The organism is Leptospira terpstrae serovar Hualin str. LT 11-33 = ATCC 700639, assembly GCF_000332495.1.
Taxonomy (GTDB): domain Bacteria; phylum Spirochaetota; class Leptospiria; order Leptospirales; family Leptospiraceae; genus Leptospira_A; species Leptospira_A terpstrae.
Genome location: NZ_AOGW02000018.1, coordinates 23,511 through 37,129 on the forward strand (window position 1 = coordinate 23,511; position 13,619 = coordinate 37,129).

Genomic DNA, 13,619 nt, shown 5'->3' on the forward strand with positions numbered 1-13,619 from the left:
TGCTACGGTAACCTGCTGTTTGTTTAACGACAAGTATGGCCCACTGGAAGATTGTATTTATTGGATAAATAACATTCCACAATTTCTCTATCACTGGTGCTAAGAACTTGGTCAAAATAAATGAAATCTCCGATAAAACCATCAAAATAATCCCCATCTGATGGAGCTATTCCTCCAAAATAATACCTACCAATATCAAGGTTTCCACCTCCGCAATTGTACGTAGGTGCCCCGAAACTAGAGGAAGCTTCAACGGCTCCTCCTTTATAAATATTTCCTGAAGTGCCATTATAATCAAGAGACATTAAAATGAATTCGTTGACACTACTGTAATTGGCGTTAGAGATTAAGCGTATTGTGTTTCCTATTTGGTCAAATAAGCTGAGTCGGTTCCCAGGGCCATCTGGTAAATACAATAACTTACCTGTGCCAATGGCACCATTTTGAAAAAGTCCGTCGCTCCCAGTTCCATCTAAATCGTTGAATACTGCAAAAATAGTATTGGCGACGGTGTTTAATTCAGGAACACAAGCTCTTGATAAAAATGTTGCTGCCGTATTAGAAAAACGTAAACCCTTTGATCCATTGATACCAGTAGCGCTAAAAATTGGCTGTTGGGATCCCGTGCCTTGGCTAACATGAAATCCACTTCCACTCCTGTCGTCCCAAATACCCACACAATTGGAACCTCCACTACAAGCTCCCGGTCCAAAGGAAGCAGCTTCCGGCATTAGAAAAAATTTCAAACTGCTGCTAGCAGGCGTTTGGTTCCAGCTACTGACTTGCGTGGGATAAGCACCAGAGAGAGTTCGAATTTCAGCTAAAGAAAGTACGCGGTTATAAATTCGAATCTCATCAAGATCGCCAGTAAAGTTTCCAACACCATCAAGCCGTCTTCCTACTTCTAGGCTAGGTCCAGCGACTGTAGACCAAGTCGGCATTGCAGCTGAAACGCGTAAAACTCCATTCTCATAAACTTCAACATTCGGGGAATTATAGGTCCCGCAGAGATGCATCCATTGGTTGCGAAAACCTTCGTGAAAGATTGTAACATCATCAGACACACCAAACATACCAGTGACAGTATCAGAAACCACAAGCCCATTCCCTTGTGAAGTAGTGAAGGATCCATATCCTACAATATATTCGCCAATAGAACTTGCTTTATTAAACCATCCACAAATAGTTCTTGGGGTAGTCCCCATTGGCAATCCACTGGGACTTAATTTTTGCATAAAGGAGGCACCGTTAAAGTAGTAAGCTCCGTTGGGATGTCCATTGCGGTCCGTTGTTGCCACCGCTCCAGTGATGTTCAGATCATTGCGAAAATTTCCGTAATCTCTGGCATTCCCATTGAAGGGGAAATAGGAGATAAGGCCAAGAGGAACTTGCACTGCAAGTTTTTGAATGGAATCGTTGTCGAGTGCCCCATTAAAAAAACGAACATCAGAGATTTTCCCTTTAAAAAACACACCTCCACCTGAATCTCCTACTTTGAAAGTGTTCGCTGGTGCAATGGGGTTCGTAGAAAAAACCATTGCATCTGGTTTTCCGTTAATATAAATTTGCCAGTTGGGAAAGGATCGCCTGAGAACCACATGCGACCATTGGTTTAGAGGTAACCGCATGGTTGTAAAGCCACTTGGTCCAACAGCACCAAGTGAGATATACAATCTTCGTGAGGTCCCTTCGCCTTCAAAGACGAGTCCGTATCCATTGGCACCACCTTGTCCATTATAGAATATAAATTGAGTAGAAGGTGAAGCAGTTCCTGCTGGATACACCCATGCTGAGATTGTTAGGTTATCGGAGATTTGAGGTGTAATATTTGCTGAGGATTGGATCATGTCCCCACTTCCATCGAACTCATAAGCTCCATTAGCTAGAGCATTCTCGTCTATAGTTGGAGTTGGCCCACCTACAATGGTTCCATGATTAGTGCCAATCGAATCGTTTGTATTTCCGTCAAAAGTAAAACGTAATAATTCTGAGGGTTCTAAATAACGTAACGAGTGGTTTCCTGTATCTGCTATATATACGTTTATTCCGTCTGACAATAAATAACCGGGAAAGTTCAATAGGCCGCTCCCACCAGTATTATCTTCATAGCCAGAGGCACTTCCTACAAGAGTTGTAACTTGTCCTGTTGATAGATTGAGATGTCTGATTTTATGCCCTGACCACTCTGAAATAAAAAGGTTTGTGCCGTCAGTGGTAAGGCCATGCGGGTCATTGAACTGGGCTGCGGTTCCGATTCCATCAGTGGAAGCTTGTACACCATCCCCGGCTAACGTGTCTACTGCGTTCGTTCCACTTAAGGAAAGCCTGCGAATTTTATGTCCACCACCCACGCCAATATCCGTAATATAGAGGTATCCACCTAGGCCAACGACACCAAGTGGCGACACAAAACGAGCGTTAGTCCCTATTGGGTCATTCGCAAAACTACAGAGAGTTGGACCACCTGCAATCGTGCTTACGGCTGTTGTTGTAGGGTTCACAACACGAATGGTACAATTGCCTCGATCGACAACATAGAGATTGCCATTGAACATGGTGATCCAAGAAGGGTTATTGAAAGAGGCTAGAATTCCTGAAACATTATCTGCAAAAGCGGCATTCCCAGTTCCAGCAAAAGTGGAAACCACAGAAGTGGCAAGGTTTACCTTTCTAATCCTTCTGCCAGATGATTCTAATACAAATAAATTATTTCCATTGGTTGTGAGGCCAATGATTCCATTGAACTCGGCCGCTGTTCCCACACCATCTTTGCAGTTGGTAGTGAGAGTTCCCGGACAAACTGTACCACCTCCAGCATTTCCACCAGCAAGGATCGTTGTGGTTCCATTTGATTTGTCGATCTTTCGAATGACTGCGTTCATAGAGTCCGCTAAGTATATGAAATTACCATCAGTAGCAATCATACCTGGTGCATTGAATCGAGCAGTAGTAGGTGTAGCACTCACTACGGCTCCTCCTGTCACAGCTCCGGCTCCGCCAGCATTGATCGGATAAGAACCTACCCTTGTTTTTAGAAATGATTTTCTAGCGATAAGACTGGTCCCTAGATCTGTACTGGGGGTTGAATGAATGTTCCCACCAACTATATATCCACTTACACATGTTAGGAATATGGTTACATTGGCAGTTGCTATAGTACCTATTGTCAATGTTGGATCATCAAAGGAACAAATCGTACCGGCAGGTTGTGCGGTGATGGTCACCGCATAATTGGAACCTGAGGGAATCAGGGTAGTGAATTTTGTTAGACCCGTTGTGGATATATTAAGTGTTTCAGTTGCGTTGTTTTCGACAGTGATAGTTCCGCTGAGGTTTGTTACATTCACTCCTACTTCGTAGAAGCCACTGGCCAACCCACAAGTAATACTAACATTAGTTACGTTGCTACTTTGGACTGTTCCTTGTGCATTTGCGATCGAACAGGTAATGCCAACCCCATTTGTGACAAAACTTACGTTATAACTTGCACCTGAACTTAATTTTGTGGGGAAGGTAAAATTCCCATCGCTTGCGATTGTAATGGATTCTTGGTTGTTGGTTAGAGTCACCGAAGTTCCAGACGCAAGCCCAGATACAGCTCCACCAATACTATGTCCTGTAAACTGGGGACTTGAGAAAAAACGCAGGAATGCCAAGAACTCCAACGGGTCCCTCACTAGGGAAGGAAGCCCGCAGGAAGAGAGGAAAAAAAATACCAGCGGTAATGTAAATCTCTTCATTGGAAAATCTCGTGGCCTAGTGGAACAATGGAATATTCACGATATTAATCAAGAGATTTCGGATTAAAAATCCTTCGATCCGAAATAATTACTGCTGGTCTAAATTTGGTTTGAATGGCCTTTTCCGGATTATTTTTATTGTTCGATACAAAGCAAAGTGAATGAGAGTGTGCAGGAAGAAGAAGTACCAGAAAGTGATACGCTCCCTGTTTGTTGGTATTGGGTGGTGGTCACTGAGCCGGAATTTACGCTATAGTTAATACAAGTGAGTCCTGCAAAGGTTACCCAAGTTCCAGACATTCCACTGATGCCAGTTAAAGCTGCACTTGTCCAACTGTTAGTTAATGTCCCAAAGATGAATAAAGCATTTGCATTGGTAGTCATGATGGGAGTGACTCCATCAGATCTCACATAATTTGTGTTTGGTTTTAATGCCCAGTCAATTTGTCCATCACCTATATTTGCCGTTATAGAAGCTCTTCTGCAAGGGGTACTTCCAATACAACCTGCTGCATCTACAAGTAAGGCTTTGTAAAAAGATCCTCCGACTGGTTTGCCTGAATCGTTATTGCAAATGGTATCAGCACCGGCAATACTTCCGATACTCGGGATGGAATAGGTTACGGCCGTAACATAAGTTTTCATCGCTGGAGTAAAAAACACTTCCTCTGAAATTACGCCTTCTTTGTGGTTTAGTGAATTTTCCGCAGCAATAGCATAGTAATAAGTGATTCCATTGATAAGGCCGGTATGTGTAAGTTTTGTGCTTTGAGCGATTATTTTATTCGCAGTCAGTACATTGATATTTTTGGAGGGCGGTAAAGAGGTTAAACTACAATGTGGTTTGCACCAACATATGGTTCAAACCACATTGTGAATCGGAGTCGTTTATATTACAAACTTCTGTCGGTTTACAATCCTGAAAAAGAAACAATATAAATAATGAAAAACATAAAAATTTCTTAATCATAAGTTGTTTCATAAATTTATTTACTAAATTTATCTTTGTCAATGGCAGTAACAAAAATTCGAAAATTTAAGGGTCTGATTCACTCGAATCATTGAGTCTTTGGTATTTGCAAAAAGTAACCACGGCAGAAATCTATTCGGAACCTCTTTTGTATCCTCACTAATCCTTTTATTAAATTCGTTCCGATATATATATTAGAACGACTAATTGACACTGATCTGTTATTCTATTTACAATGATGAAAATACAAAGAAATCGCCATAATCGTATTTTTTCTCATGATGTGCAATCTGGCTTATTTTTCATCTCGATTGTTTTATCTATTTTATTTTGTAAACCCACTGATATGGAGAATGCAAATGATGCATACAGTCGGGAATATACAGAAACTCAGGTACTAAGTTGTTTGCTCCAAGGTCCTTATTGTCCTCGTAGTTTGTCCAGTGCGCCAATCCAACCATTAGTGCAATTGGATTTTACTAACGGCTCCTTAGTGAATTCGGGACCAGTGGTATTTAATTTTTCTTCTCAGGAATGGGCGCCAAATTTAACAACAGGCAAAGACGGCGATGCCAATGGAGGATTAAATTTCGATACGAATAATCGATATTATTCCTCAGCAGCAGGCCAAGATGCCAGTTTACCATTGGGATCAAGTCCAAGGACATTATGTGCTTGGATCAAACCTTCGCAACTTCCTGCAAATAATTCACACCAATTGGTTTTTCGTTATGGTAATACTACTACTGCAAATGCATCTGTACTTGCTTTATCAACGTCTTCTGGAAATAAAGTTTCATTTTTAGGATTCGGATATGATGCCCTTGCTGATTATACAATCCCGTTGAACACTTGGTCGCACATTTGTTCCTCATATAGCGGAGGGAATACGGTAAGTATCTATGTGAATGGGAACTTTATCGCAAGCCCTGCTTTTGCTGGTTCTGGTCCACTCAATACTACTTCTGGAGCATTTGTCATTGGGACTTGGACTGGAAGTGGTGGGTTGGCATATTACTGGTGGGGTGATTCCGATGATATGCGGGTCTATGATATTGCCTTAAACTCAGTCCAAATCGCCCAGATTTATCGATTGGGAGCTGCCTTTTAAGAACTGTGAAGTTTGGATGGTAATGATCCTTCTCAAAGTATAAACTTTAGAAAAATGGTTCGGAAATATATATCGGAACGACTAAGTCGCAACGATCTGTTATCTTATGAACCATGATGAAAATTAGACCAATAAATAATTTACAATTAAATTTCCAAACTTGTCATTTCCGATTCATTTTTCTATTCTTACTTTTCCCGGTATTTACTTGTAATCCTTCCGATTTTAATAATGCAGGGGATGTTTATAGTCGTGAGTATAATGAAACCCAAATTCTTGCTTGCCTCTTAAAAGGTAAGGACTGTTTTCCTTGCACCAGTGGAAATTCTTTTTCTTACCCTAAGAGTGAATACCTTTTGGGACAAAACTTCCCAGTTTCTATAAAAACAAATTTTTGCAATCAGGTTACTAAATGTACGGTTTCTCCGGCGTTACCAGCAGGTCTTACAATAAATAACGAAACTTGTGAAATCAGCGGAGCTCCATCAATTTTGGCAAATTACATTGATTATACGGTGACTTTGAATACGAGTTCAGGTGAATTGAGTACAACTTTAAGAATCGCTATTGAAATTGGATCCTTCGTTCATTTAAAATTTACGGATGGATCTTTGGAGAATTCAGGCATCCAACCATTAATTCTAACAGCTGGACCTACTCTTTCCACAACCACTGGATATGAAGGAGACACAAATGGGGCAATACATCTCAATAATACAGATATTACTTCCCAAATTGGCGGGGATAGTATGTTGCCAAGCGGAACATTGCCAAGAACCATTTGTATTTGGCTCAAGCCAAACGCACTCCTCGGATCTGGAGTGCAGGAATTGATATTGACTTACGGAACACTTTTTAGTAATGCTTGCGGCTTTGGACTGCAAAACACTGCGGGAGTGACTGGGTTATATTTTACTCGAGCAAACTTTAGTGCGAAACAAACCTTTGCTCCACCTGCAAATGTCTGGACACATATTTGTATTGTTTTTGACGGAACAAATTCTTCCTTTTATACCAATGGTACCTTTTTGGGTACTCCAGCTACGACTGGTTCCGGTTTAGTAGACACGATTTTACAAAAAATTACTTTTGGAAGTTGGGGAGGCGGATATTATTACCACGGTGCCATTGATGGATTTCGTGTATTTGGCTCGGCACTCAGTGCCACAGCAGTAAATCAAGTGTATCAAGGATTACCTGTAGTTGGCCCTTAACAGTTGTTATTGATTCTTGGCAACATGGGACTGCTTGAATTGCAAAGGACTGAGACCCGTGGCTTTTTTAAATTCTACATTAAAAGCAGTTTTGGAACCAAAACCGGTCGCATAAGCAATGGAAAGGATGGACATTTCTGGATTGTCAATAAGGAAGTTTTTGGCTTCTGTGATGCGAAAGGAATTTAAATAACTGCGAAAACTAATCCCCAATTTGGAATTGAGTAATTCAGAAGTTTGTTGGACAGTGAGACCTATTGCTCTCGAGGCAATTTCTAAATCCAACTTTTCATCTAAATAAGGTTTTGATTGTCTCATCCATGATTCTAATTTTGAAAGAGACTCTTCAGTGTTTACCGCGTTTAACTTTGACTTCACATAACGAGTCGTTGGCGCATTATTCAAGGTGACAATTCGGTGTAGGATTTCATTTCGTTCGCCTTCTAATTTTTCATATTTTTGTAATAGATTAAACAACAAGAAAAATAGATCGATGGGAAAAATAAACACCGCTGAATAGAGTAGAGGAATAGAATATGGTAAAATTCCTAAAAGATAAAACATTGTATTATAACTAATGATAAAATAGGATCCCCAACTAATAAGAAAGAAAAGGATACGTCTTTCTCCTTTGAAAAAAATTTGTAAGGCAGTTCCAAGAATTAAAGGAATGGAGATAAGATAAATATAAGTTGCGATTCTAGAAAAAATTTTAGTTGTATCAGATATAAGAATCGCAGGTACGCAAAAGAGAGCCACAATCCCCATGATCAGTAGAATTTTGTCAATCCGTGGGTTGTGCAATTTTGTATTTAAAAACATTCGGACAAATTGGAATGAAAAAGGAATTCCAAGAGTGGAAAATGTTAAAATGGCTTTGTTCTGCCACCAAGGAAATTCTGGCCATAGGACATCGTAAGCATTTCCATACTGGCCATTGTACCAGAGAACAGTACAAACTACATAACCCGCATAAAAGAAAAATTCACTTAATCCAAAAGCAAAAAAATAAAAAAGAGCAAATACAAACATTACAGCACAGACACCCAAAATCAGCCAAGTCACTGCGGTTTCTAAAATCATACGTTTGTTAAACGATTTTTCATCTAAAGAAAGAATGGGAAAAGAGATTAAGGATTTTGATTGGATTCGAATATAAAAATATTCATCTTTTTTTTTGTTTGGAATTTGGAAGCTGGGGTAGAGAGCTTCTGGCAATGTCCATTGTGATTTCGGGATTGTGTCTCCTGTTTTATATAATTGGAATTCTTTGGATTTTTCTGGATAAAATAAAATCGCTTCGTCAAGAGCTTTCCATTCCAAAGAAAGAATCTTACCTTTTGAAAATTTCCCATCGGAAGTTTTTCCTCGAAGCCAAATGACATCATTAGTAAAATTAAACGAGAGTTGGTGTTCGTAAATTGGTTTCCAAAGTTCTAATTTTTGAATTTGGTTCAATGGAATTTCTGTAGAAGGATCTCTCAAAAATTCGAATTGATTGGTTACGTTTTGGTTGCCTGAACCATCGGGTGCGCATGAGGTTCCTACCAAAAGTAGGAACAAGAGAATGACCCGCAAAATATGTTTCATCGAAGCCAATAGTTGTATCGAATAATAGAGTTTGACAAGCCTTTTTGTAAAAATGTGTTCAAATGGAAATTTAGGCGAAGAATCATTCTGCCTAGTTCTTCTACACTTTTGTTTGGAATTAGATTGAAGCTGGGAAAAAAATTGAGTGATTAGAGTGATTCGTTTTTATAGAGTCTTGTGAAGTTAGGTTTCTTTAGGAAACTCTAAAGTGAAGAGACTCCCTTTTCTTTCTTGTGACTCAGCACGGATGTTCCCTTGGTGGAGACGGATGAGTTCGAAACATAGTTTCAGTCCAATTCCAAATCCCTTTTCTCCCAAGCTACCCGGTGAAGTCATTTGTTTGTAGAACAAATCTTTTTGACGTTCAATAGGAATTCCTCGTCCATTGTCTTCGATTGTAATCTCAGTAGACTGTTCATTGTCACGAATACCTACTTTGATCCAACCATTTGGGTTACTGAATTTTATTGCATTGGCAATTACATTCCGCATAATTTCAATGAGTATTGATTTATCTGCATAGATTGTTGCTGTTTCTGAAATTGAATAATCTAATCGTATTGATTTTTTCTGTAATTCCAGAGCAAAAGAATCGATTAACGGTCGTAAAACGTTCAAAAAATTGTTTTTTGATAAGTTTAAATGTATTTTCCCTTTATTAAATCTGTTTAAATTCAGTAAATGTTCCACGGTGGACATTGCATTTTCTAATATTACGAACAATTGTTTGAATATATGTGTTTTTTCTTCTTCCGTGGAATCTTTGTCAGTTACAATTGTAAGTGCAGAATATACAGTGCTTAATGGAGATCGTAAGTCATGGGCCACTAAGGATATGAATTTATCTTTCCATTCATTTGCTTCTTCTGCAATATGTTTTGCTTCTTTGTATTCTTGTGTGCGAAGGATGACAGTTTTTTCTAAAGATTCATTCAGTTTAATCAGTTCTTTTCCTAATACTTCCGTTTTGATTACGGACTTTGTAAAATAGGAAGCTAAAATAAGAGACTGGAATAAAACAGTGGTTAAATAAGAATACTTAAGAATTAGAAAATAGTTTAGGATTCCGTATAAATACAATGTATCATTGATAGCACATAGGAATAAAAAAACTTGAATCAAAAGGAGAGGTAAGGACATTTCTCTTTTCTGGAAACTCGCATAAACAAGACATATGATGGAATAGAATAAGCCAAGGATCGTAAGAAAAATTCCAAGTAGTGTAGTTTTAGAACCTAAGTCAGAAGGTGCGATCAAAACAAAAAGAAATAGAAAAGAACATGTTATTATAAAGAAGTTTACTGTTTTTTTGGAAAAATTTTCTGGAAACTTTTCTTTAAGAAATGATAAGTAAAAAGGCATTGCTAAGTAAAAAATCAGCGAAAGAGCAAAAGCGATCTTATATACTACCTCTGGAAATAAATAGTATAAGGAATCTCCATTTAAAGAAATAGAATGGAGGGCGATTACAAAACAATACATTCCAAAATAGAGAATGATGAACCTATTCCTTCTAAATAAAAATACAACAAAATGATAGAAGGCCATAAATAAAAGTGCACCAGTAAGTAAAGAATCTTTAATTACTTCGCTAACCGTCTGTTTTTGTATGTGATCAAATAATCCTAAGATTGGTGGATACCAAAACGCCCCATCATCATGATGAAAATTAGAAATATTTATCAGAATGTTTGTTTCTTTGTTTGGATAAGGTATAACAACCAATCCAGAGCTACGAGTGGGAACCATAGTATCTTTGGAGATACCCACTTTCCCCAACTCTAATTGCAATATTCCATCCACATAGATGGACATGGCAGCTCCTCCCGTCTGAAAAAATCGGAGAGCATAAATATTCCTTTTTGCTGTATCAGGAAATCTAACTGTTAGTTGGTAGGTGGCATAACCAATTCCATCCAATTTATTTTTCCATCTTTCTCCAATGGTTTGGAAATGATTAATGGACGTTGGTTCCTTAAATATTTTTTTTTCATCGGATCGATTTTCTGAAAGAGGTATTTGCGGTTGGATCCATTGTTTCCAATAAAATACCCATTCACCTGATAGAGGTAGGTTTTGATTAAAATCCCAGGATTGTAAATCCAGTTGGCCTTGGATGGCCATGGGAGTTTCGATAAAAGAAGTTACAGGTGCACAACAACAAAGAAAGGCCAACCAAATAGTAAGTTTCCATTTCATTACAAACAAAACTAATGTACCGATTCCATTCTTCACTGCCATCTTGGAATCAAGGAAGATACTGTCACAGATTTATTTTCGAATTAGCTAAGATGTTTTACTTGAGTGGTATGTCGTAATTTGAGTGGAAATCCTATAATTCCTTGCATTGCATTCAATCAAACTTAATTTGTACAGACTGATGAAGAATTGATACAAGCATATTCAGGTTCCACTATGCAAATGTTGCAGCATGCCACTACATTTGTTATATCAGAAGAAATCATTTTCCTGGTTGTAAAATTCGTAATTCCGCAGGTAACTCCATTCGTCTTTGGCAGTAATGAAACCTTAAAAAAAATGTTTGCTCCATTGAGCTCTAAACTACAGTTCCTGCGTTTAGCTGACCAGTTTAAGTTCGACCGACAGCGTGGAAGGTGTCAGGAAATTAATTAGTATTTGATTGAGAAACTAACAAGCAGTATTATGGTGATCCATATTTTTTTGTTATGTGGTATTTAAATCGATTCATTCTTAAGGTAATGTCAGTGCATTTTTTTAGCTTACTTTTTTTCAAATTCAATCTTAACTAATTCAATTGTATCTGGATTATGATCCTTGGAGACTAATTCTATGGTATCACCACCTTCTCCAAAGGAAGATGATTTTGAAATTTGAGATTGAAGTAGCATTTGAAATTTTTCAAAATAAGGTTTGGTCATAGATTGATTGACGGATCGATTCATAACTTTGTAATCTAATTGTTTTTTACTCAATACAATGATCATATTATCTTTTTTACCTATCGGATCCACTTCTAGGCTTTGTTTTTTTGGGAAAACTCTCGTTCCCTTTGTTCCACAATATGGACTATGTTTGTCTGTATATGGAAATAAAACATAGGAGCTACCATCAGTATCTAGTCCAAAAATATAAAGATAAATTGGTTTATCGTTTTTAACACTTACTTTAAAACGTGTTCCAATCGGTATCGGTTGCACCGTTTGGTATAAATTATTTTTTAGTTTCTTAAGTGGGATAAACTCTTTGGTTGCATTGTTGATGAGACCTAGTTGGAAAGAATAGGTTTCATTCGGATCAAATTTTTTTGGAGGATAGAAAGCGTAAACTTCTCTAACAAATATATTGAAATCTTCATACCGAAGCCAAAAAATTCCTTGGTTGGCAAATCCTTCCCCCCAAGAATTCATAATCTGGAAGGCACCCCCTTCACGATTGTCATCGTATCCGATGGCAGTCATCGCATGTCCTCCCCATTCTCCAGTTGCAGTTTTCTTTTTTTTATAGTGGTTCACTGCTTGGTAATCTGAATCACTTGGAAGCCAAATCGATTTCTTTAAATTTAAAAATGTCCCTCCAACTTCCATTGAGATTACAATAGGTGAACCTTGCGATAAATATTGTTTTACAGATTCAATGTTAGTTTGATAATCTTCGCCATCTTCTGTTAAACGTTGGTATCCTTCGATTCGAAACTCTTTGGCTTTTAATTTTTGTTCTTTTGATGGTTTGTTACGACATGAACTTTCGCTATAGGGAAATTCAGTAATTTGTAAGTTCCCTTGTTTTTTTAAATCATCAAGTAAATCAACAGGGTAGGCGCCGTCACAATTTTTATCAGTGTTTTGATTGAAAAGATAAGCTGGGCTAAAACTAATTTTATTTGGATCCTCTCCAGTTGCTTGTGCATGCAGGATAGTGCGAGCGGCATAAGATACCGCCCAACCTGTGCAGGAACCTTGGTCTCCTTGGTTTAATCTTCTTGGCGCATACTTTAGAAGAGAAACTTTAGAAGGCAGTTTGGTTCCAAATTCTTGGGAGAGTGGTTCATAAACTGGTGCCTTGTCATACCGTTTTGTATCAAATTTTGCGCCTAGCTTTCTTGTACCATCTAACAGAGTTTCGGTGGAATTTTCCTTGCCAAAATCAAAAAAGTTGTTAGAATTATTGTCGATACAAAGAAAACCGATTAGGCCAACTGCTAGAATTGGTATGATGAGTTTGGGATATTTAAATAAAAATCCTCCTAGGAAAACAAAAATTGTTATAAGGAAAAAAGTTTTTTTGTTTAATTTGGATTTTTCTGGATCTTTCTCATCATCTGTCATTCGGATTGGCATCGGAGTTCCTACTTAAAGTGAATTGTATTTTTTATTTCATTTTTTGAAACAATTGCGATTTTCTTTTTATAATCAATAGAGTCAATGGAATCGTACTCAATTGGAATTACAATTTTTCCTTTTTTGTCAATCATACCATTTTTCCCGCCAAAGATTGTGTAATGCTCTCCATCTAACTTTGATTCGCAACCGTTACATACTTTCGCGTAACCATTTTCAAAGGGATATGCAAAATCAAATAAAGCAGAAATCCTTTTTTTACAATAAGAATCAAAGTAGCCGATCTTTTTGTTTTCTATATAACGAGCAAAATTTTCAGAATAATAATCGGGGCCATTATCATATACAAAAGCTTCTAGTAGTACATTGTTTTTTATATCGATACAAACCCATCGGTTATTGTGTACCACAAAACTAACCTTTTCTTTGGTAAAGTCCATTGCCTGTTGGTATTGGGGTTTGATGATTACTTTTCCTGATTTGTTTTTATAACCAAAAAATCCTTTTTCTTCAAAAGAAACAGGAGTATTCGACTCAGCTAGCAGTGGCATTGTGATCAATAAAAAAATAAGAAGTTGTTTCATTCGTTCTCCTAAGATTAAATTACAATACTTCTAAAATACTCGCTGTCAAGTTCTTTGGATTCATTCTAAAATCAATTTGGTAATGTTTTCG

General features: G+C 37.7%; 8 protein-coding genes. 2 read left to right on the plus strand and 6 right to left on the minus strand.

Features of this window, described 5'->3' with window-relative positions; translation table 11 throughout:
- Positions 1 to 23: 23 nt before the first annotated feature.
- On the minus strand, positions 24 to 3,740 hold the full coding sequence (locus LEP1GSC203_RS16395; protein WP_039938286.1) for a LamG-like jellyroll fold domain-containing protein: 3,717 nt from the start codon (positions 3,738 to 3,740) through the stop codon (positions 24 to 26).
- A gap of 135 nt (positions 3,741 to 3,875) precedes the next feature.
- A complete protein-coding gene (locus LEP1GSC203_RS19470; protein ID WP_051064189.1) occupies positions 3,876 to 4,385 on the minus strand; it encodes a DUF1554 domain-containing protein in 510 nt (169 codons plus the stop codon).
- A gap of 560 nt (positions 4,386 to 4,945) precedes the next feature.
- On the opposite strand from LEP1GSC203_RS19470, the gene LEP1GSC203_RS19665 reads away from it, so the two are divergent.
- On the plus strand, positions 4,946 to 5,821 hold the full coding sequence (locus LEP1GSC203_RS19665; RefSeq protein ID WP_084765017.1) for a LamG domain-containing protein: 876 nt from the start codon (positions 4,946 to 4,948) through the stop codon (positions 5,819 to 5,821).
- Between the two features lie 116 nt (positions 5,822 to 5,937).
- The gene (locus LEP1GSC203_RS16415) at positions 5,938 to 7,035 is read left to right on the plus strand and encodes a LamG-like jellyroll fold domain-containing protein (RefSeq protein WP_002975337.1); all 1,098 of its coding nucleotides are present in this window, start codon (positions 5,938 to 5,940) and stop codon (positions 7,033 to 7,035) included.
- Between the two features lie 6 nt (positions 7,036 to 7,041).
- On the opposite strand, the gene LEP1GSC203_RS16420 is transcribed toward LEP1GSC203_RS16415, so the two are convergent.
- The 4 genes from LEP1GSC203_RS16420 to LEP1GSC203_RS16440 form a co-directional block, all read right to left on the minus strand.
- Positions 7,042 to 8,625 (minus strand): 7TM diverse intracellular signaling domain-containing protein, encoded by a 1,584-nt coding sequence (locus tag LEP1GSC203_RS16420; protein ID WP_002975236.1) that lies wholly within the window; start codon positions 8,623 to 8,625, stop codon positions 7,042 to 7,044.
- 183 nt (positions 8,626 to 8,808) lie between these two features.
- A complete protein-coding gene (locus LEP1GSC203_RS16425) occupies positions 8,809 to 10,866 on the minus strand; it encodes a sensor histidine kinase (RefSeq protein ID WP_232225924.1) in 2,058 nt (685 codons plus the stop codon).
- A gap of 500 nt (positions 10,867 to 11,366) precedes the next feature.
- Positions 11,367 to 12,944, minus strand: a complete 1,578-nt coding sequence (locus tag LEP1GSC203_RS16435; protein WP_002975247.1) for a C1 family peptidase — start codon at positions 12,942 to 12,944, stop codon at positions 11,367 to 11,369.
- A gap of 8 nt (positions 12,945 to 12,952) precedes the next feature.
- Entirely contained in the window at positions 12,953 to 13,528 is a 576-nt protein-coding gene (locus LEP1GSC203_RS16440) for a WG repeat-containing protein (protein WP_002975358.1), read from the minus strand.
- Positions 13,529 to 13,619 lie beyond the last annotated feature (91 nt).

What these genes read in the sequence shown, in the direction of transcription:
- LEP1GSC203_RS16440 (WP_002975358.1), bottom strand. Translation starts at nt 13,528, where the DNA reads ATGAAACAACTTCTTATTTTTTTATTGATCACAATGCCACTGCTAGCT.
- LEP1GSC203_RS19470 (WP_051064189.1), bottom strand. Translation starts at nt 4,385, where the DNA reads ATGAAAACTTATGTTACGGCCGTAACCTATTCCATCCCGAGTATCGGA.
- LEP1GSC203_RS16435 (WP_002975247.1), bottom strand. Translation starts at nt 12,944, where the DNA reads ATGCCAATCCGAATGACAGATGATGAGAAAGATCCAGAAAAATCCAAA.
- LEP1GSC203_RS16425 (WP_232225924.1), bottom strand. Translation starts at nt 10,866, where the DNA reads ATGGCAGTGAAGAATGGAATCGGTACATTAGTTTTGTTTGTAATGAAA.
- LEP1GSC203_RS19665 (WP_084765017.1), top strand. Translation starts at nt 4,946, where the DNA reads ATGATGAAAATACAAAGAAATCGCCATAATCGTATTTTTTCTCATGAT.
- LEP1GSC203_RS16395 (WP_039938286.1), bottom strand. Translation starts at nt 3,740, where the DNA reads ATGAAGAGATTTACATTACCGCTGGTATTTTTTTTCCTCTCTTCCTGC.
- LEP1GSC203_RS16420 (WP_002975236.1), bottom strand. Translation starts at nt 8,625, where the DNA reads ATGAAACATATTTTGCGGGTCATTCTCTTGTTCCTACTTTTGGTAGGA.
- LEP1GSC203_RS16415 (WP_002975337.1), top strand. Translation starts at nt 5,938, where the DNA reads ATGAAAATTAGACCAATAAATAATTTACAATTAAATTTCCAAACTTGT.